This is a genomic window from Elusimicrobiota bacterium, assembly GCA_016722575.1.
Classification (GTDB): Bacteria; Elusimicrobiota; Elusimicrobia; order FEN-1173; family FEN-1173; genus JADKIY01.
This window is the reverse complement of record JADKIY010000001.1, coordinates 328234-347006: the sequence shown is the minus strand read 5'-3', so window position 1 is coordinate 347006 and position 18773 is coordinate 328234. Positions and strand designations below refer to the sequence as shown.

Annotated in this window: 18 protein-coding genes, 1 tRNA gene and 1 pseudogene; 13 read left to right on the top strand and 7 right to left on the bottom strand. The window is 61.5% G+C overall.

Translation table 11 applies throughout. The features are described from left to right. The first annotated feature begins 2 nt into the window (after window positions 1–2). The 5 genes and pseudogenes from groL to IPP68_01525 all read left to right on the top strand — a co-directional run bounded on the left by groL (window position 3) and on the right by IPP68_01525 (window position 4720). Window positions 3–1642: pseudogene (gene groL / locus IPP68_01545) on the top strand (chaperonin GroEL). 259 nt (window positions 1643–1901) lie between these two features. Beyond that, window positions 1902–3245 carry an MFS transporter gene (locus IPP68_01540; GenBank protein ID MBL0349047.1) on the top strand — a complete coding sequence of 448 codons (1344 nt, stop codon included), beginning with the start codon at window positions 1902–1904 and terminating at the stop codon, window positions 3243–3245. 314 nt (window positions 3246–3559) lie between these two features. Further along, window positions 3560–4018, top strand: a complete 459-nt coding sequence (locus IPP68_01535; protein ID MBL0349046.1) for a hemerythrin family protein — start codon at window positions 3560–3562, stop codon at window positions 4016–4018. Next, window positions 4015–4449 carry a type II secretion system protein gene (locus tag IPP68_01530; protein ID MBL0349045.1) on the top strand — a complete coding sequence of 145 codons (435 nt, stop codon included), beginning with the start codon at window positions 4015–4017 and terminating at the stop codon, window positions 4447–4449. The genes IPP68_01535 and IPP68_01530 overlap by 4 nt, the downstream gene beginning before the upstream one ends. 79 nt (window positions 4450–4528) lie before the next feature. Beyond that, window positions 4529–4720 carry a prepilin-type N-terminal cleavage/methylation domain-containing protein gene (locus tag IPP68_01525; GenBank protein ID MBL0349044.1) on the top strand — a complete coding sequence of 64 codons (192 nt, stop codon included), beginning with the start codon at window positions 4529–4531 and terminating at the stop codon, window positions 4718–4720. Window positions 4721–5110: 390 nt separating this feature from the next. Here the strand turns inward: IPP68_01525 and IPP68_01520 are convergent, their stop codons facing one another. Further along, window positions 5111–5758 (bottom strand): CPBP family intramembrane metalloprotease, encoded by a 648-nt coding sequence (locus tag IPP68_01520; protein ID MBL0349043.1) that lies wholly within the window; start codon window positions 5756–5758, stop codon window positions 5111–5113. Between the two features lie 67 nt (window positions 5759–5825). Further along, on the bottom strand, window positions 5826–6692 hold the full coding sequence (metF, locus tag IPP68_01515) for a methylenetetrahydrofolate reductase [NAD(P)H] (GenBank protein MBL0349042.1): 867 nt from the start codon (window positions 6690–6692) through the stop codon (window positions 5826–5828). Between the two features lie 61 nt (window positions 6693–6753). Between metF and IPP68_01510 the strand changes: the two genes are divergently transcribed. From IPP68_01510 to IPP68_01495, 4 genes are read left to right on the top strand one after another with little or no spacing between them, the layout of a single operon-like run. Beyond that, window positions 6754–7077, top strand: coding sequence for an antibiotic biosynthesis monooxygenase (locus tag IPP68_01510; GenBank protein MBL0349041.1), 324 nt, complete (start codon window positions 6754–6756; stop codon window positions 7075–7077). Between the two features lie 4 nt (window positions 7078–7081). After that, window positions 7082–7834 (top strand): SDR family oxidoreductase, encoded by a 753-nt coding sequence (locus tag IPP68_01505; protein MBL0349040.1) that lies wholly within the window; start codon window positions 7082–7084, stop codon window positions 7832–7834. A 10-nt stretch (window positions 7835–7844) separates the two neighbouring features. Beyond that, window positions 7845–8432 carry a hypothetical protein gene (locus tag IPP68_01500; GenBank protein MBL0349039.1) on the top strand — a complete coding sequence of 196 codons (588 nt, stop codon included), beginning with the start codon at window positions 7845–7847 and terminating at the stop codon, window positions 8430–8432. Between the two features lie 44 nt (window positions 8433–8476). Next, on the top strand, window positions 8477–9064 hold the full coding sequence (locus IPP68_01495) for a polyisoprenoid-binding protein (GenBank protein MBL0349038.1): 588 nt from the start codon (window positions 8477–8479) through the stop codon (window positions 9062–9064). Window positions 9065–9138: 74 nt separating this feature from the next. Here IPP68_01495 and IPP68_01490 read toward each other — a convergent pair whose 3' ends face one another. After that, complete coding sequence (locus IPP68_01490) at window positions 9139–9714, bottom strand: methyl-accepting chemotaxis protein (GenBank protein MBL0349037.1); 576 nt, start codon at window positions 9712–9714, stop codon at window positions 9139–9141. A gap of 77 nt (window positions 9715–9791) precedes the next feature. Between IPP68_01490 and IPP68_01485 the strand changes: the two genes are divergently transcribed. Beyond that, window positions 9792–10553, top strand: a complete 762-nt coding sequence (locus IPP68_01485) for an LOG family protein (protein MBL0349036.1) — start codon at window positions 9792–9794, stop codon at window positions 10551–10553. Window positions 10554–10624: 71 nt separating this feature from the next. Here IPP68_01485 and IPP68_01480 read toward each other — a convergent pair whose 3' ends face one another. Then, the gene (locus tag IPP68_01480; GenBank protein ID MBL0349035.1) at window positions 10625–11074 is read right to left on the bottom strand and encodes a type II secretion system protein; all 450 of its coding nucleotides are present in this window, start codon (window positions 11072–11074) and stop codon (window positions 10625–10627) included. A gap of 526 nt (window positions 11075–11600) precedes the next feature. Between IPP68_01480 and IPP68_01475 the strand changes: the two genes are divergently transcribed. Both IPP68_01475 and can read left to right on the top strand, forming a co-directional pair. Next, window positions 11601–11691 (top strand) — tRNA-Ser (locus IPP68_01475). Window positions 11692–11709: 18 nt separating this feature from the next. After that, the gene (can, locus tag IPP68_01470) at window positions 11710–12351 is read left to right on the top strand and encodes a carbonate dehydratase (protein MBL0349034.1); all 642 of its coding nucleotides are present in this window, start codon (window positions 11710–11712) and stop codon (window positions 12349–12351) included. 17 nt (window positions 12352–12368) lie between these two features. On the opposite strand, the gene IPP68_01465 is transcribed toward can, so the two are convergent. The 3 genes from IPP68_01465 to IPP68_01455 form a co-directional block, all read right to left on the bottom strand. Beyond that, window positions 12369–12602, bottom strand: coding sequence for a hypothetical protein (locus IPP68_01465; protein MBL0349033.1), 234 nt, complete (start codon window positions 12600–12602; stop codon window positions 12369–12371). 105 nt (window positions 12603–12707) lie between these two features. Beyond that, on the bottom strand, window positions 12708–13598 hold the full coding sequence (locus IPP68_01460; protein ID MBL0349032.1) for a PorV/PorQ family protein: 891 nt from the start codon (window positions 13596–13598) through the stop codon (window positions 12708–12710). Between the two features lie 32 nt (window positions 13599–13630). Next, window positions 13631–17617 carry an SBBP repeat-containing protein gene (locus IPP68_01455; protein MBL0349031.1) on the bottom strand — a complete coding sequence of 1329 codons (3987 nt, stop codon included), beginning with the start codon at window positions 17615–17617 and terminating at the stop codon, window positions 13631–13633. A gap of 169 nt (window positions 17618–17786) precedes the next feature. Between IPP68_01455 and IPP68_01450 the strand changes: the two genes are divergently transcribed. Then, window positions 17787–18743 (top strand): metallophosphoesterase, encoded by a 957-nt coding sequence (locus tag IPP68_01450; protein ID MBL0349030.1) that lies wholly within the window; start codon window positions 17787–17789, stop codon window positions 18741–18743. Window positions 18744–18773: the final 30 nt, after the last annotated feature.

Genomic DNA, 18773 nt, shown 5'->3' with positions numbered 1-18773 from the left:
CCATGGCCAAACAAATCAAGTACGGCGACGACGCGCGCAAAGCCGTCAAAGCCGGCGTGGACAAACTGTCCGACGCCGTGAAAGCCACGCTGGGCCCCAAGGGCCGCAACGTGGTGCTGGACAAGAAATTCGGATCGCCCACCGTCACCAACGACGGCGTGACGATCGCCAAGGACATCGAACTGGAAGACCCCTTTGAAAACATGGGCGCCCAGCTGGTCCGCGAAGTGAGCTCCAAGACCAACGACGTGGCCGGCGACGGCACGACGACGGCCTGCGTACTCGCCCAGGGCATCATCGCCGAAGGGTTCCGCAACATCACCGCCGGCGCCAACTCCACCCACGTCAAGCGCGGCATCGACAAAGCCGTGGAAGCCGTCGTGGCGGAACTGAAAAGAACGCCAAAAAGATCAACATCGACGCCAAGGCGAAAGACGAAATCACCCAGATCGCCACGATCTCGGCCTCCGACAAGGAAATCGGCCAGAAGATCGCCGACGCCATCCTCAAAGTCGGCAAAGACGGCGTGATCACCGTGGAAGAGGGCAAAACCTCCGCCACGATCGTCAAGACCGTCGAAGGCATGCAGTTCGATCGGGGTTATATTTCCCCCTACTTCGTGACCGACGCGGAGCGCATGGAAGCCGTTCTGGACGACCCCCTCATCATCATCACCGACAAGAAAGTCGCCGCCATGAACGACCTGCTCCCCCTCCTGGAGAAGATCCTCCAACAGGGCAAGCAATTCCTCCTCATCGCGGAAGACGCGGAAGGCGAAGCCCTGGCGACCCTCGTGGTCAACAAGATCCAAGGCCGCATCCGCTGCGCCGCCGTCAAAGCCCCGGGCTTCGGCGACCGCCGCAAAGAAATGCTGGAAGACATCGCCATCCTGACCGGCGGCCAAGTCATCACCGAAGAGAAGGGCTTCAAGCTCGACAAGGCCGGCATCGACATGCTGGGCCGCGCCACCCGCATCGTCGTGGACAAGGAAAACACCACGATCGTCGGCGGCCAGGGCGACGAGAAAGCCATTAAAGGCCGCATCGCGCAGATCAAAAAGCAAATCGAAGAGACCACCTCCGACTACGACAAGGAAAAACTGCAGGAGCGGCTGGCGAAGCTCTCCGGCGGCGTGGCCGTGATCGAAGTGGGCGCGGCGACCGAGACGGAAATGAAGTCCAAGAAATTCAAAGTGGAAGACGCCATGCACGCCACCCGCGCGGGCGTCGAGGAAGGCATCGTGGCCGGCGGCGGCGTGGCTCTCCTGCGCGCCCAGAAAGCCCTGGACGGCCTCAAAGGGACCGACCAAGACGAAGAGACCGGCATCAAAATCATCCGGCGCGTCCTGGAAGACCCTCTGCGCACCATCGCCGAAAACGCCGGCGTGGACGGCTCCATCGTCGTGGACAAGGTCCGCACGAACCCCGACCCGCACTTCGGCTACAACGCCGAAACCAACGAGTACGGCGACCTGCTCAAGCAGGGCGTCGTGGACCCGGTGAAGGTCACGCGTTGCGCGCTTCAAAACGCGGCCAGCGTGGCGGGCCTTCTCCTGACCACGGACGTTCTCGTCACCGACATCCCGGAGAAGAAACAAGCCGCTCCGGCGATGCCCGGGGGAATGGGCGGAGGGGACTTCTAAGACTCCGACGCCCACGGGCCTCTGGCCCGCCCCAGGTCCCCGTAGCGATGTGAGGGGGCCCGGGGGAATGGGCGGAGGGGATTTCTAAGAAATCCGTCCCACTAAAATCAACGGCGCCGCGAGGCGCTTAAACTTCAACGCCACCGGCGGGATTCCCAAGAATCCCGCCGGTGTTTTTTTGGCCGGCGTCCTTTTGCCGAAGACCCGAGAGCTGAACGCCGGCCCGACGGAAGATCCTTTTAACAGGTAAAATCTCCTCATGGACTTCGACCAACGGCCGACCACCGATCAACGCCGGAGTCCTTTCCGTTTTTGGTTTCTCCTGAGGACGCTCAAATACCGGAACTACCGGCTTTTTTTCGCCGGCCAATTGGTTTCCCTCATCGGCACCTGGATGACCAACACCGCCACGGTGTGGTTGGTTTATCGCCTGACCGGTTCGGCCTTGCTTCTGGGAATCGTGGGGTTCTCCAGCCAAATCCCGGCCGCGGTGCTTTCGCCCATCGCCGGGATTTACATCGACCAATGGAACAAACACCGGCTGCTGATCGCGACCCAGATTTTCTCCATGCTTCAATCTTTCGCCCTGGCCGCCCTCGCTTTAACCGGCCATATCACCATTGGGTGGTTGATCGCCTTGAACGCCCTTCAGGGCCTCATCAACGCATTTGAAATGCCCTGCCGGCAATCCTTCGTCATCTCCCTGGTGGAGGAAAAAGAAAATTTAGGGAACGCCATCGCGCTCAATTCCTCCATGTTCAACGCCGCGCGTCTTTTGGGACCTTCCATCGCCGGCGTGGTCATTGCGTGGGTGGGCGAGGGATGGTGCTTTTTTGCCGATGGAGTGAGCTTTGTGGCGGTGCTGGCCTCCCTGGTGGCCATGCGTTTGACGCCGCGCCCGGCGATGAATCGCCCCACGACGGCCCTGGCGGAGTTTCGGGAAGGCTGGCGCTACACCTTCGGTTTTCCGCCTCTTCGATCCATCATCGCCTTGTTGGCGTTGACCAGCCTGGTGGGGGTTCCCTACACGGTGCTGGTTCCCATTTTTGCCGGAAAACTTTTGGGCGGCGGGCCTCACACGTTGGGATTTTTGATGGCCGCCGCGGGCGCGGGCGCCCTCCTGGCGGCGCTCTGGTTGGCCGCGCGAAAGTCGGTCATCGGGCTCACCCGGGTGGTCCCCTGGGCCACGGCGACCTTTGGCGTCGGTTTAATTCTCTTTTCCCTTTCGCGCCGGCTCCCGCTCTCCTTATTTTTAATGATGGTCACGGGTTTTGGCTTCATGACCCAGATGGCCGCCAGCAACACCGTTTTACAGACCATCGTGGACGATGACAAGCGCGGGCGGGTCATGAGTTTGTTTGTCTTCGCGTTTTTGGGGACGGCGCCTCTGGGAAGCCTTTTGGCCGGCGGATTGGCGGATCGCGTGGGCGCTCCCTGGACCCTTCGTCTGGGGGGCCTGGGGTGCGTTCTCGGCGCCCTTTGGTTTTTTCGCCAACTTCCCGATCTTCGCCGGGCCATCCGGCCGATTTATTTGAAATTGGGCATCCTTCGGGAAATCGCAACGGGGATTGAACGCGCCGCGGTGCTTGAGAAGCTCGACTAAGATATTCCTTTCCCCGGGATTCGAATTTCGGGCGCGGCGTTCCGGCGTTCGATGTTCCGGTCGATGGCGCTCACGTCGATTCTTGCGGTCGGATATGGGACCCATGGCAATTTGACCCGGAAATAAGCCACGCGGCATCCCAGGCGGCTGTTTTCCTCCTCAGACAATCCCCCAACAAACAAAAACATATATAGAAATAGAATCGTTTATTTTGTTGATTGTTTTTGTCGAAATTCCCCGAATCGCCTTCAATAAACCCAACAAATACCGATAATTTCGATGCGTATCCATGTCAACTTTAAACGAGGAACCCCTTGGCCCTTCGTTGGACAAAATTGCTTTATGGGACGGGCGTTGAATTGATCGACGCCCAACATCGACGCCTTTTCGATTTGATGAACAAATTGATCGAGGCGCTCGACCGGGCGGATCTTTCCGGAATCCGCGATTCGTTTGGCGAATTGGAATCCTACGCGCGAATACATTTCCGATGCGAGGAGCGGACCATGGCCAAAGGGCGCTGCGCGGCCCTGTGCTTGAACCAGGCCGAACACCGCGAATTTTCAAACAAATTTGCGTTGCTGAAGAAAGAATTCGAGATCAATGGCCCCACGCCGGATTTGGCCAGAGAATTAAAATTTTTCATCCTGGGATGGGTTCGCACGCACGTGCAGGCCGTGGACGTCCATTTGCAATGCACAGTGAAAAAGGGCTTTCGATTGGGCGAACCCACCGAAAGTTCGGTGGACGACTCCGCGAAATCGAGCCCATGAATCGCCGGTCCCCGGGAGCGTTTACCTTGGTGGAAATGATGATTGTGGTCGCGATCATCAGTCTGCTTTCCGCCGTGGCGTTCCCGCGATTTTCCAATATGCTGGGGAAATCCCGGGAGGCGGCCTTGCGGGGCAAGCTGGGAACGATTCGAAGCGCCATCAGCATTTATTACGCCGACACCGAGGGGACCTTCCCCATCGACCTCGGCGTCGCCTTGACCAGCGGAAATCGCTATTTAAGTGAAATGCCGCTGGTTCAAATTCCCAATTACCCGGGGCACGCGGCCAATAATTTGGTGGGGACCAACTGTTCCGAATGGGATTGCACGGACAACACCGGCGCCGCTTATCGTTACAACCCAAACCAAGGCTATTTGGCCATTAATTGCGAACACACGGACTCGACCTCCCGAACATGGAGCACTTGGTAAACGCTCCGATCGTTAAATATTAAAATGCGCTGACTTGACAGGGTGTTTTTTGGGGCCTAGGCTGATGGGGGGAGGCTCCATGAAACTCCATGTTTCCAGAATTTTTGATGCGGCGATCGGCAAATCTGGGCGATCCCGGCGGACTTTTCTCCATCGGGTTCGATTATTTCCGTTTTCAATTTCGGCTTTCACATTGATTGAATTGATGTTGGTGGTGGCGATTATTGGATTGTTGGCCGCCATCGCCCTCCAGAATTTGCCGATCTCGTGAGAAAAGCCGAAGCCGCCTCAAAGGTCGCGGCAAGCCCCGTAGGGACCATCCGAAGCGCGATTTCGATTTATTACGTCGACAATCTGGATGTCTACCCCCGCACGCTCGGGGGCCTCACCCTCGGCGGAAAATATCTCGATTCCATCCCGACCGCCCTCATCCCCGCGGGCACCCACACGACGAACAACGCCGTTTGGTCGGAACCCGCCCAACGATTCCGGCAACACTTGGTTCTATCACGACGCAAAACGTCTGCGCGTGGACGCGGACGCTTTCCTTTCGGCAGGTATGCTTATCGGGCCAGCCTTCTTCGGACTCCCCGGGTTCGTCAAAGTGAACTGCAGCCACACCGACAGCAAGGGTTCGACCTGGAGCGCTTGGTGAACCGGGTTAAGGATGGGGCCCGGGAACACCGGCCCATTTCCAATAAGCGGGGCCCACCATCATTCCGTTGTATTGATGGAGCAGTATCCAGCTCAATAGAAATCCTCCCAGGGCGTGGGCCAGGGCCAGGGGCAAAATGTTTCGGGTTCTGAGAAATATCTTTGTGAATGCCCACCCGCTTAAAAGACACGCCCCCACGAGGACCGGGTTCGGCGCGTGCACCGCCGCGAAAAGAACGCTGTTGACGGTCGCCACCAACACCGGTTTTTGACCCAAACCTTCCTCCAACCGATTGGCAGCGAAACTAAGCAGGGCGTATTCCTGGGCGAAGGCCCAGAGGGGGTAACCCGCCAGACCAAATAGAATCTTGGGCCACGGCGGGGCGGGACGGGAAAGAGCCGCGATACCCAAAAGAAGCAAAACCGGCCCGGCGTATAGAAGGGTCAAACGGGTCGCGGGTCGCCAAGTGTTCCGCCCCAATCCCAGACGTTCCCGCCCGTCCCCGTGTTTTCGACTCGAAACGACGGTGGCTCCCAACAGAAGAACGGCCCCGATCCACACCTGGCCGTGAAGGTTCAAGGATTGTCCGCCCCAGATGGCCGCCAGGACCAATCCATAGAAACCCAGAACCTCGACCAGTGGTTTCCATCTCATAAAATAAGGGTAGGCCCCCCGGGACCCTGGGTCAAGCCCCTGGGATTGGACGGGAAGAGGGAATTGATCAGCGAGCGCGGAGGGCTTTTAAAACGTCGGCGGTGGAGCGGGATCGGTTGAGCGTGTAAAAATGGATTCCCGGCACACCGGCGTCCAACAGACGGCGGCCCTGGCCAACGGCGTGGGCGACGCCCAGGCGGATGACCGCTTCGGCGTCTTCCTGCACCGCCTCCAAACGCTGAAGGAGTTCGTTGGGAATCTTCGCGCCGCAGAGAGTGGTGAAACGTTTCAGCTGTCCGACGTTCGTCACGGGCATGATCCCCGGCAGAATCGGCGCGACGACGCCCCGGGCCGAGGCCTTGTCGCGGAAACGAAGGAAGTCGTCGTTGCCGAAGAAAAGTTGCGTGATGATAAAATCCGCCCCGGCGTCCATTTTCCGCTTCAGGTTGTCCAAATCCGCCTCGAAGGACGGGGCTTCGATGTGTTTTTCAGGATAGCCGGCCACCCCGACGCAGAAATCCCCGAATTTCTTAATGTGCGCGACCAATTCGTTGGCGTGGGAGAAACCGCCGGGGTGGGTCACAAAGGCGGTCGATCCCTTCGGGGGATCTCCCCGGAGGGCCAGGACGTTTTTAATGCCGCGCTGGCGAATCTCGGTTAAAACCCCGTCGATGTCCTCCCGGGAGGCCCCCACGCAGGTCAGGTGGGCCATCGTTTCCACGCCCAAATCCTTTTTCACCGCGCTCACGATGTCCAGGGTTTTCCGACGAGTGCTTCCCCCCGCGCCCCAAGTGACGGAGATGAACGCCGGGTCCAATTCCTTCAATTGGCGGGCGGTGGCCAGCAAATGAGCGGCGTCGTCGTCCGTTTTGGGAGGAAAAAATTCAAAGGAAAAGGCGGGGCGTTTCTGAGCGAGAATGTCGGGGATCTTCACGGCCCGCAAATTCTATCTTTTTTGCTTAAATCACTTGTCGGTTCGTTGCGAAGGAGGCGCCGTGCGCGCGTTGACCGTGGTGGCCCAGGCCCGGGCCAAAAAAGGATCCGAAAAAATATTGGAGGACGCCCTCCGGCGGGTCGCCCGGGAGAGCCAGCGCGAAGAGGGGTGTTTGATGTACGTCGTCCATCGGGACGCGGCGGACCCCGCTTTTTTCATGACCGTGGAACGGTGGCGGGGCCAACCGGACATCGATCGGCACATGGCGTCCTCCCACATCGGGGAACTTCTGCGCCGGATTCCCGAATGGGTGGCGGGCGCCCCTTCGATCACCGTTTTGGAAGCCCTGGCGGATGGAAATCCGGAAAAAGGTTTCCCGAATTAATTTTATGGACCTCCAAGGGAAAACAGCCTTGATCACGGGGGCGGCCCGGGTGGGGAGCGCCGTGGCCGAGGCCCTCGCGGAACGGGGATGCCGCGTGGCCCTGTCCTACCGGTCCTCCCGATCCGCCGCCGAAAAAACCGCCCGCGCCGTTTTGGCCCGGGGCGGGGAGGCGATGATCGTCCGCGCCGACGTGACCCGGGAAACCGACGCCCGGCGTTTGGTGGACGCCGTTCGTCGTCGGTGGGGCCGCCTGGACGTGTTGGTCAACATGGCGTCCCTTTACGAACGAACGCCGCTCGCCTCTCTGCGCCGGCCGGGGGCGGCGTCACGGGCGCTTCGGCGTTCCTTGTCCGTGGATTTGGAAAGCGCCCACCGCCTGGCCCATTTGGCCGCCCCGCTCATGGAGAAAACCGGGGCCGGTCGCATCGTCAATTTTTCGGATTGGGTGGCCGCCTCGGGCCGCCCCCGCTACCAAGGCTACGGCCCCTATTACATCGCCAAAGCCGCCGTGAAAGGGCTGACCGAAACGCTCGCGTTGGAACTGGCGCCCCGGATTTTGGTGAACGCCATCGCGCCGGGGCCCATTCTGGCCCCCGTCGGCCTCTCCCGGGCGGCCCACCGGGAAGTGATCGAGGCCACCCCGCTTCGCCGTTGGGGCGGCGCGGCCGAAGTGGCCAAAGCCGTTCTTTTTTTGGTTGAAACGGATTTTGTGACCGGCGAGACGCTTCGCGTCGACGGCGGCCGACATCTCTCTTAAAGGACATCCCATGAGCACTCCTTCCTGGCAACGCCTCCCCCCCGCCGGACCGCGGCCCGCGGCAAATTTTCGTCGATGGGGCACCTTCCTCGGGGCGGGGCTCATCGCCCTGGGGCTCATCGTTCTTTCCGTGGCGGGCGGCGACGTGCTCCGCCGGGCGACGCGGGGCGCCCACCGGTTGACCCTCCCGGGGAGTAAAACGTTGCGATTGTCGCCCGGCGTTTACTTCGGCGTCCCCGCCGGCCCCCTTCCCGGCGGCCGCGCGCCGCTGATGAACGTGACCATCCAGGAATCGGTGACCGGTCTTCCCGTTCCCGTTCTTGTCTCTCCCGAGGGCGCCGGCCCGGAACCTCGATCGCTTTTCCAGTGCGAGGTGTTGGACGCGGGGGATTTTCTGATCACGGGAGTTTTGGCGGACGAAACGGCTACCAAAATTGACCTGATTTTAATGCACGAATCGCTCGCGTCCAACCGATCGGATTTGTTGGTGGGTTTGGTGGCCTTTCTGCTTTTGTGCGGAGGCGGAAGTTATATAATTTGGGCGGTTCGCCGAAAAACGGGCCCGACAACGGGAACTTTTTCCGGACCCGCGCGTTAATTTTGACGCAACGTTTTCCTCGAACCCGCAATCAAGGAGGCTTCATGTTTCGCAAAAGTTTGGTTTTCTCCGTCGTTTTGGCCGCCGCCGGCGCGCTCCGGGCCGCGGACACCTACACCATCGACAACGCCCATTCGTCCGTTGGTTTTTCCGTCAAACACCTCATGGTGACGACCACCAAGGGCCAGTTCACGGATTACTCGGGCACCATTCAATACGACGCGAAGGACATTGCCAAATCCTCCGTCAAAGTCACGATCAAAACCGCCTCCATCAACACGGGCAACGTCGACCGGGACAATCACCTTCGTTCGCCGGACTTCTTCGACTCCGCCAAGAACGTCGATATCGTCTTTGAAAGCACCAAAATTCTGAAGCAGGGCCTGGGGTATGAAGCCGCGGGCAAACTCACCATCAAAGGCGTGACCAAGGACGTGAAGATTCCCTTCACCCTCAGCGGCCCCGTGAAGGACCCCTGGGGCAACACCCGCATCGGCGTGGAAGGCGGATTGACGATCAACCGCCAGGACTTCGGCGTCAGCTGGAGCAAAACCCTGGACAACGGCAATTTGGTGGTCGCCAACGACGTCAAGATCGACCTGGTGATCGAAGGGATCCTGGCGAAAAAGTAATTTCACAAAAGACGACGGGCCGGTTCCGCTTCGGCGGGGCCGGCCCGTTTTTTTTGGGGCGGGACGATCGGGGGCTAAAGGGTGAATCCGCGGGTGACGGATTCCAAATGGGATTTGATCCGCTCCAGCTGGGCTTTGGTCTCGGCGTTGAGGTCGGGCCGGGCCAGGAGGGGTTCGATCTCCCGGCGGGCGGCGGCCACGGCGTCTCGGTCCTTCAGGACCTTGCCGTGGACGGCCTCCAGCATCGCGTTGAACGCGTCGCGGAGATGGGAGAGCTCGTCTTTTTTTCGGAATCGGGCGCGGTGGACCAGATTGCCTTCCTGGACGATTTTGATGGATTTTTCAAGGCTGTAGAGCGGCCCCGCGACCCGGTGGGTCAAAACGATGGTGATGAAGCAGAGGACGGTCACGAAAACAACCAATTGAATGATCAGCGGACGGTTGGCTTTGAGGAAAATCCACACCATTTCGGGGTCCCAGGGGCTGGTGGGAACGTTGCGGCCGAAGAAAACATAGTAGTCCACGGCCAGCAGCACGGCGGACAACAACGTGGCGGCGGCAATGCCCCAAAGCAGTTTTCCCTGAAAGCTGGCGCTGAGGAACAGGCGCCGCCGCGGGACGAAAGCGCGTTGATATTGAATGTTTTCCATCGTGCGTGTCCGCCTTAAACGTAGCCCCGGAAGCCGGGACTGTCAACGGCCTTTCCCCGAAGAGCTAGAATAGCGGGATGCGCCGGTCCGAACCCGAAATCGTTTATTTTTCCGATGAAGAATTCGCCAAGCGCGTGGTCGGCGACTCCATTTTCAAGCTGTGGCAGGCCGTCGACGATTTGGCCCGCCTCCGCCCACGACGGCGTCCCCGTTACCGGGTGACTATTTTCGGCTCCGCCCGAGCCCGTCCGGGCACCGAGGCGTACCGCCACGCCGGCCAACTGGCCTGGGCCCTGGCCCGTTTGGGCTGCGACATCGTGACCGGCGGGGGGCCGGGCCTTATGCGGGCCGCCAACGAAGGGGCGCTTCGGGCGGGCCGGGGCGAAAAATCCTCCATCGGCATTCGGGTGAACCTTCGCGCCGAACAAAAGTCAAACCCTTTTGTCGGAACGTCCTACGAACACCGGACTTTTTTCTCCCGCTTGCAGCACTTCGTTCTCTTGTCCGACGCCTTTCTGGTCGTGACCGGCGGCATCGGCACCACTTTGGAAGCCATGATGATCTGGCAACTGCTTCAAGTGCGGAAGATTTACAACACCCCGCTTGTTTTCGTTGGCGCCCAATGGGCGGACCTTGTGGACTGGGCGCGACGGCACATGCTCGGCGCGAAACCGCCCTTGGCCGACCCCCGGGATCTGGTCATTCCCCATTGCGTGGAAACCGTCGAAGAAGCCACGGCGATCATTCGCCGCCACCGGGAAAAATGGGCCAAGAACGGGCGGAACGGCGCCCCCGAGCGCCGGCGGAGCGCGAAGGGACCCCCTCGGCGAATCTCATAAAACGATCGACGTGATTTGGAAATGCTTGAGGGCGCGGGGTTGAGTGGACGAATCGCGTGGAGTGCGTTCGTTTACCAGGAACTCCAGGTGGTGCCCATGGAATCGGTGTGGGTGCAATTGACAACAATGCGTACACCCCCGGCGGCGATATACGCCCATTCGCCACCGCTTAAGGAATTTCCGAAAAAAGCGTCCGAAACGTTGCCCGGGTTGAACTCCGGATGCCCCCGGTGGCCCGGCACGGTTGGAATGGAAATCGCCTCAATCTCATCCAAATATTTTCCACCGGTGGTCAACACGTTTTTGAGCATGCCATAAGGCAGGGGAGGGTATCGCCCTTCGTTGTCGGCGTAGTAAATGCTCAGGGCGCTTCGAATGACACCCAAGTGCCCTTTGATCACCGCTTCTTTGGCTTTGACCACGAGATCGGCGAATTTGGGAACGGCGATGGCGGCCAGCAGGCCGATGATGGCCACCACCAGCATGAGTTCAATGAGGGTGAAACCTCTGGTTTTAAACAGCTTGCGACCCATGGTTTTCTCCTCGCTAAGCATAACTCCCGGGGAGGGGGAAATCAATCGGCAGAATCAGGCCTAGAGAAAAGGTAAAATACCAACCGTTGGTGGAAGGATCAAGGGAAACTGATTTATCCGGTCCCAAGAATACGGCGGCGATAGCTGCCGTCCCTGTTTGCCTCGCCGATCGGTGAGGCACCCGTTTGTCGGAGGGTGTGGAAAGGGACTGCCTTGGGGCCATGGGCGGTGCGGATACGCACCGTGCCTGCTTGTAGGAAGGCGCGGCCCCAGAGGGGCCGAAACCCCGAGTGGAACCAATTTATCTGGCCCCAAGAGCGCAGCCTTGGGGCCATGGGCGGGCCCCAGAGGGGCCGAAACCCCGAGTGGAACCAATTTATCTGGCCCCAAGAGCGCAGCCTTGGGGCCATGGGCGGCCCCAGAGGGGCCGAAACCCCGAGTGGAACCAATTTATCTGGCCCCAAGAGCGCAGCCTTGGGGCCATGGGCGGCCCCAGAGGGGCCGAAACCCCCATGGAAAGGTGGCCGAGCTGGCTGAAGGCGGCGGATTGCTAATCCGCTGTACGGGGTAAACCCGTACCGAGGGTTCGAATCCCTCCCTTTCCGAATTTTTTTAAAACATCCATGAACCCCGTCGACCGATTGCTTCACAACAACCGCCGTTGGGCCCAGAAGGTCCAGCGGCAGGATCCGACGTTTTTCAAGAAACTTTCCCGCCAGCAACGCCCCCATTACTTGTGGATCGGCTGTTCCGACAGCCGGGTTCCGGCGAATCAAATCACCGGCCTTCTGCCCGGCGACGTGTTCGTCCACCGCAACGTGGCCAACCTGGTGGTCCACACGGATTTAAACTGTTTATCGGTGATTCAATTTGCCGTGGATGTGTTGAAGGTCAAACACATCATCGTCTGCGGGCATTACGGGTGCGGGGGGGTGGGGGCGGCTCTGCGGAAGGATTCTCTGGGGCTGGCGGACAACTGGATTCGCCACGTGCAGGACGTGGCGAACCTTCACCGGGACGAATTGACCCGATTGCCGACCCAAAAAGCCCGGCTCAACCGCCTGGCGGAACTGAACGTGACGGCTCAACTATTAAACCTCTGCGGCACCACCGTCGTCCAATCGGCCTGGAAACGGCGTCAACCTTTGTCGGTTCACGGGTGGATTTACGGCATTGCCGACGGTTTGATCAAGGATTTGGGCCTGAGCGCCCGGGGACCCGGGGATTTGCCGCCGCCGGGCGACCGCCGAATTTTTCCCAACTGAAATGGCGGGGGTTCGCCTCAGCCGTTAAACAAGAGCTTTTCCCGAAGCGCCCACCGAAAGCCCGCGACAACCAACCCCAAAACCATCGACGCCAGGACCAGAGCCAGAAACGACACCCAGCGCCGGCAGGATCGGCAATAAGGATTGTTTAAATCCGTCCACAACCACATGCCGGCGTGAACGGCCCCCAGAGACAGGGCCGCCGCCAGCCGGAAAAAGAGGGCGACGGGCCGACCCGTGCCGGGCGCCAATGGGCGCCGACAACGGTGGCAGCAATGCGGTTCCGGGTTCTCCGTCGGGATCATTCCCGACGGATGATATAAAAGTCGCGCCCGGCCTGGGACCGCGGACGAACCTTAGAAACCGACCCGCACGCTCACTTGCTGGGTGTCGCCGAGCCCCTCGCCCGGAACCATGGCGTAGTCCAAGCGGTAGCGGCCGTGGGCGACGCCGACCCCCCAGACAAATCCCGAGGCCCCGGATCCCGCGCCCGCCAGGGGCGACGCGTAACCGGCCCGAAGGGCGAAGGCGGCGCCGGGGGACCACTCAAACCCGGCTTTCGCTTCGGCCTTTTTTTCCACCAACTTATAATCCACGTCGACGGACGCCAGGCCCAGGTTCGACAAGCGAGCCGCCGCGCCGGCCGTGAGGGTCGCCGGCAGGGCGAATTTTTCCCGGGCAAAGGCGATGCCGGGCCCGAGGTTGCGCGCCGCCACGCCGGTCCGCAACCAACGCACCGGGGGCTGGAAGGTGGCGCCGAGGTCCAGGGCGTAGCCCTGGGCGGTTTCCGAGCCGATGGTTTCCCGAATCAACTTGAGGTTCGCCCCGGCGCTCACGGCCGGGGACAGACGTCGCGCCGCGCCGAAGACAAAAGCGGCGTCGCTCGCGCCAAAAGAACCGGTTTTCTGCCGATCGGCTCCGCGGCCTTCCAAACGACCTTGGCCCAGATAGACGGCGCCGAGACCGAAAGCCCCTCGCCGGGTGGGCTGGGCGTATCCGGCGAAATTATGCCGGAGGTCGGAAAAACTCACGGCGTAAGACAAGAGGGCCTCCCGATGGGCGAGCCCCGTCAATCCCGCCGGATTCCAATACAGGGCGGAGGTGTCGTCCGCCACGCCGGTGTAGGCCGAACTCAAGGCCGCGGCCCGGGCCCCGACGCCCATGGACAAGAAAGCCGCTCCCGGTCGTTCCGCCGCCCACAAAGATCCCGTCATTGCCGCTAAAATCGCCACGGTCCATTTTTTCATGGTCGCTCTCCTCTCCGTCCGACGTTCGCCGTTCATCGCACCACCGCCCACTTTGCGCGCGCCCGCAGATCGTCGTGGTCGCGCTTGGAGGCCACGATCGATACTGTATAGACGCCCGAGGGCAACGAAGCGTCCAGGGTTTGTTCGTAGGCGTATTGGGCGCCTTGGCCGTCGTCCACCACCGCGGGCGCGTCGGTCAGCAGAGCGTCCGACACCGTTTCGCCCAGAGTGTTATAAACCCGAACGCGGACCTGATCCGCCACCCCGACTTCGATGTGGACCCGGGGCGGGGCCCCGGTGGACGGGTTGGGATAGACGTAAACGTCGCCCAATCGAAATTCGGCGTCGGCCGGGGGAGCGCCCCTCGCCGGAGCGCCGCCGCCCCCGGGCAGGGGATAGAGCGAGGCGAAGGTCGCCAAAACGCCATCGGTGCCGCCGGCCAACAGCGGCTGGGGCGCGTTCACCGTCATGGGGAAATTACTGGACGCCGTGGCCCCCGCCAACCGAAGTCGGCCGAAACCGTCCGCCGCCAGAGCGGCCACCGGGGATTCGTTCCCGGTGCCACCGAGGTAGGTGGAATACATCAATCCGTCGTTGGGGCCGATCTTGGCCAGGAAGAGATCCACGCCGCCGGCGCGGGCCGTTTGGAGAGCGTCGGCGGTGGTTGGGAAGTTTGTGGAATCCGTAAATCCGGAGACGTAAATACGCCCCTGGGGATCCGCCACCATGTCCATCGCCCGGTCGTTTCCGGCCCCGCCCAAGTAGGTGCCGTAGAGCAGCTGGGATCCATCGGCGCTTAAGAGCGCCGCCACGACGTCGTAGCCTCCGGAGGCCGTCCGGCGATAGGCATTGGAGGTGGTCGGAAAGTCGGCGGCGTTGCTGATGCCGACGACCGCCACCCGGCCCTGGGCATCCAAGGCGACGCCGTTCAACCCTTCGCTCGAGGGAGCCGCCGCGCCGCCCAACAGGGTCGAAAAGACCAGGCCGGTGCCCGTCGGCGATATTTTGGCCACAAAACCATCGGTGCTGTAGTTGGTGGAGCAGTTGTTGCACACCCGGTCGTAGGCCCCGACCGTGGTGGGGAAGTTAATCGAATGGGTGTTCCCCGCCACGAAGGCGTTTCCTTGGCCGTCCACCACAATGCCGCCCGGCCCGTCCCAGCTTTGACCGCCGAGATAGGTGCTGTAAAGGAGCGCGCCCCCCGTGGAGAGATGGACGACGTAGGCGTCGCCGTATCCGCCGAAAGCGGTTTGGGCCGCCCCGGGCGTGGTCGGGAAGTCCCCGTGGGTAAAGCCCGCCATGAAAATATCGCCGGTGGGGCCCAGGGCGATTTGCTGTCCGTAATCCCAGGAACTGCCCCCGAGATAGGTGGAATAGAGGAGGGCGCCGCCCGTGGCGCTCAAGCGGGCCACAAAGGCGTCCCGCTCCCCGCCGAGGGTCCGATCCACGCCGTTGGCCGTGGTCGGGAAGTTGGCGGAATAGGTCAACCCCGTGACGGTGACGATGCCCTGGGCGTCGACGGCCAGGGCCGCGGCCTGGTCTTCCCCGGATCCGCCCAGAAACGTGCTGTATATAAGCTGCCCCGTCGGGGAAAACTTGGCGATGAACGCGTCGTATAGCCCGCCGTTGTAGGACACGTCGTAGGCCCCCGGCGTGGTCGGGTGCCCGTTGGCGGTCATGCCCGCCACATAGACGTTGCCGCTCGCGTCGGTCACGACGTCGTTGACCACCGAGTTCCCGCTGCCGCCGAAGTAGGTGCTTTGTTGAAGGTTGGCGTCGTAGTCAAAGACACATTCGAAGAGCGAGTTGCCCCAGGGGGTCGCCCGGGCCAGACCCTTGACTCGGAAAAAGCGGGCCCGAACCGCCGGAAAGGTGATCGTGTCGTCCCCGCCGTCGGAATTGACCGTGGCGCTGGCCGCGGTCCAGGTGTTGCCGTCGGCCGAATATTCAATGCGTTCCTGGGCCGGGTGCGCGGTTTCCCAGGTGAGGCGGGCCCGGTTCACCAAACGGGGCGTGGTGTAGTCCACCGCCAGCCATTGATTGTCGGACCATTCGGATTCCCAGCGGGTGGCCGGATTGCCGTCAAAGGCATAGGCCGGCAGATTGCCCGCGATGTACGAAGACGCGGGGTAGTAGGGTTTGCCGTCGTAGGCGGAAAAACCCGTCCGGGACAACCCCAACGTGGCGGTCGCCGTGCGGGCAAAGGTGTTGCGAATCAGCCCCGATCGGTAATTTTCAATGGCGAGAAGCATGGCCCCGTTGTCCAAGCTGAGGACGCTGGCGGACCGCGCCTGGGCGTTGACGTTGAAAGAATCGGTGAACCCGTAGCGGCCCCAAATATCGTGTTTATACTGAAAGTACATGTGGCGGGCGGCCCGAATGGACTCGGTCGGGGTGAAAACGACGGAGGCCAGGGCGGCCGTCGGCGCGACGGTTCCGTCGCCGCTGGCCCCGGGGGGCACCCCGTAATCGAACCGATATTGGTCCGTGGCCGGATTGTCCGCCGAGGTCACGCCCCAACGGTCCGCGGCGTAGCCCGGGACGGTCTGGCAATAGTTCTTGTTCGCCAGGGTGGCGCGGCGGGTGGTTTCACCGTAATCGACAAAAGCGTCGTGCTTGTTGGCCAAATCGTAATAGAGGTGGTGGTACTGGTGCTCGAAAAGGGGCCCCTGATGGATGTTGGTGTAGCCGTATTGATCCACCCAGGATCGTCCCATGTTGGTCCAGGCCGCCGTGCTGATGGCGTTGACCGGGGCGCCCATGGCCAAAAGATTGACGAAAACGCTTTCCGAGTATCCGTTCCACCGGGCCCGGGTGAAGGACCCTCCGATGGAGGGATCGGCGGCGTAGTAATGTGAGTCGTTGCGAACCTCGGGCACCCAGGCCATGGTGACGAACTGGCCTTCCCAAGCCGGATCGCCCTGGCCCGCGGGCACTCGATTGAGCCACCAGGTCCAATTCATCCGGTTTTGGATGGCGTTCACCATGGCGACGACGGTGGCGTCGGTTTTAAAATATTCCTTGGCCTCCAAGGCCCCCATCAGGAAAATGGCCGAATCCACCGTGGACACTTCGGAATCCCACGCGCGGGCGCCGGTGTTCCGGTCGACCCAGTGGTACCAAAAGCCCTGAAGGTTCGGAAGAAAAACGGTTTGCCCCGGCTGGGCGTAGGAGGACCCCGCGAAGGTGGCCAGAGTGTTTTTAATTCGCTGGAGAGCTTGATTCGCGGGAACCCATCCGCGTTGGGCGGCGATGGTCAAGGCGCTTAAGCCGAATCCGGTGGACGCGATGCTGGCCGCCCCGCCGGTTTGGGGACGCCAATTGTCCACCCGGTCGCTGATCAATCCCGTTAAGGGGTTGGTTTCATTCCAAAAGAGCCAAAAGAGTTTTCGTTCGACGAAACCCAGGAAATTGTCATTCGTTACCGAAACCACTTGGGCTTCAATGCCGGAGATCATGGCCATGTCCGCCACCACCCGGGGGAACGACACGTCGAGCGCTTCGTCGGTCACGTCCGCGGTGAAGGTCAGCACGTAGGCCCGGTTCTGCCCCGGGGCCCGAGCGACGATGTCCACATTTTGCACCAACTGATTTTCCACTTGGACGTCAAAAACCCGCTGGCCCGCCTCGGTCCAGTAGGTTTCTGCAAAATGAAGTTTGACGGTGTATCGCCCGTTGGGGACTTCAAAACGGTAGGCCATGCCCGCGGGACCGAAATGGTGGGTCTGATAAACGGCGTCGTCCGTGGTGCCCTGAATGTCGGCCGCCGTTTGACCGCCGGCCTGCCCGCTCATGAACCCCCACCGGTAAAGGGAGGTGAAAGACTCGTCCTTCATCCACCAGTTCCCCCCGCCGTCCGTGAAATCAAAGTTTTCCGCCCCGCAATTGAGCCGGTACGCCTCGGCCGGCCCGCTTTGGTTCGCCGGATGCAATCCGGCCCACTCCGCCCGCGCCCCGCCCACCGCCAAAAACACCGACGCCAAAACCCCCGCGGCCTTCCGTGCCTTCCAAATCCCCATGGATGATCCTCCTGTCGGGGCCGGCGTTGGTTGGCCGGGCCGAAATTGCGAAATTTAAATGCCCACGTGGGCAACCGCAGGTAGAAAGTATCACCCTTCCGTGAATTTGTCAAGGGGGGGCGCCCTTTTTTTGTTCCGGGAGAGGTATAATCGCGGGGAAGCCCCCCCCATGGACTCTCCCCTCGCGCGACCTCGACGGATAAAAAGCGAACGGCGGCGTTTGCCCCGCCGCTTGACCGACCGCGTGTGGGACGTTCGCCGCCGCTACACGTACGGCATCCCCGCCGCCATCCTTCTGGCCCTGACGCTCCTGGGACTTTACGCCTTCTGGCTGGAACCCAACCGCCTGGTCGTTAAGCGGGTGGACATCGATTTGCCCGGATGGCCGGGAGGTCGGCCCCTGCGGGTGGTGGCCATCGGCGACATTCACGGCGGGGCGCCCTACATCACCGTTAAGAAAATAAAATCCCTGGTTCAATTGGCGAACCGGCAGAAACCGGACGTGGTGGCGCTGTTGGGGGATTACGTGATTTTGGGCGTCCTCGGGGGCCGCTTCATGGAGCCCGAAACGGTGGCCGACGCCCTGTCCGGGCTTTCGGCGCCCCAGGGAGTTTTCGCCGTCCTGGGGAACCACGATTGGTGGTACAACGGCCCCCGCCTTCGGGCGGCGCTGGAGCACGCCGGGTTTGAGGTTCTGGAGGACGAAGTGGCCACGATCACGGTGGAAGGACGCCGGGTGCACATCGCGGGACTGGCCGACGAATGGACCCGCCGACCCGACGTGGCCAAAACGCTCGCCCATATTCCCGACGGAGAGCCCACGGTGGTTCTCACCCACGGACCGGACCTCTTTCCGAAAATCCCCCGCCTCAACGGCGTCACCCTGGCGGCCCACACCCACGGGGGACAGGTGCGGCTTCCGTTTTTGGGCGCGCCCATCGTTCCGTCCCGCTATCGCCAACGCTACGTGTCGGGGTTGATCCGAGAAGACGATCGTTTAATGTTCGTTACCTCGGGCGTCGGGACCAGCGTCCTTCCCGTGCGCCTCGGTGTTCCCCCCGAAATCGCCGTCCTCACCCTGAAAGGAAAAGATCAAGCTTCCCCCCCGGCGGCCCCCGCGCCTTAAACGCCCCTTTTCACCCTTTTCCTCCGATTT

Excerpts from the sequence above, each read along its gene's own strand:
- IPP68_01500 (MBL0349039.1), top strand. The coding sequence starts at position 7,845 with ATGAGCACTCCTTCCTGGCAACGCCTCCCCCCCGCCGGACCGCGGCCC.
- IPP68_01495 (MBL0349038.1), top strand. The coding sequence starts at position 8,477 with ATGTTTCGCAAAAGTTTGGTTTTCTCCGTCGTTTTGGCCGCCGCCGGC.
- IPP68_01525 (MBL0349044.1), top strand. The coding sequence starts at position 4,529 with ATGAAACTCCATGTTTCCAGAATTTTTGATGCGGCGATCGGCAAATCT.
- IPP68_01485 (MBL0349036.1), top strand. The coding sequence starts at position 9,792 with ATGCGCCGGTCCGAACCCGAAATCGTTTATTTTTCCGATGAAGAATTC.
- IPP68_01505 (MBL0349040.1), top strand. The coding sequence starts at position 7,082 with ATGGACCTCCAAGGGAAAACAGCCTTGATCACGGGGGCGGCCCGGGTG.
- IPP68_01540 (MBL0349047.1), top strand. The coding sequence starts at position 1,902 with ATGGACTTCGACCAACGGCCGACCACCGATCAACGCCGGAGTCCTTTC.
- IPP68_01460 (MBL0349032.1), bottom strand. The coding sequence starts at position 13,598 with ATGAAAAAATGGACCGTGGCGATTTTAGCGGCAATGACGGGATCTTTG.
- IPP68_01530 (MBL0349045.1), top strand. The coding sequence starts at position 4,015 with ATGAATCGCCGGTCCCCGGGAGCGTTTACCTTGGTGGAAATGATGATT.
- IPP68_01520 (MBL0349043.1), bottom strand. The coding sequence starts at position 5,758 with ATGAGATGGAAACCACTGGTCGAGGTTCTGGGTTTCTATGGATTGGTC.
- IPP68_01455 (MBL0349031.1), bottom strand. The coding sequence starts at position 17,617 with ATGGGGATTTGGAAGGCACGGAAGGCCGCGGGGGTTTTGGCGTCGGTG.
- IPP68_01490 (MBL0349037.1), bottom strand. The coding sequence starts at position 9,714 with ATGGAAAACATTCAATATCAACGCGCTTTCGTCCCGCGGCGGCGCCTG.
- can (MBL0349034.1), top strand. The coding sequence starts at position 11,710 with ATGAACCCCGTCGACCGATTGCTTCACAACAACCGCCGTTGGGCCCAG.
- IPP68_01450 (MBL0349030.1), top strand. The coding sequence starts at position 17,787 with ATGGACTCTCCCCTCGCGCGACCTCGACGGATAAAAAGCGAACGGCGG.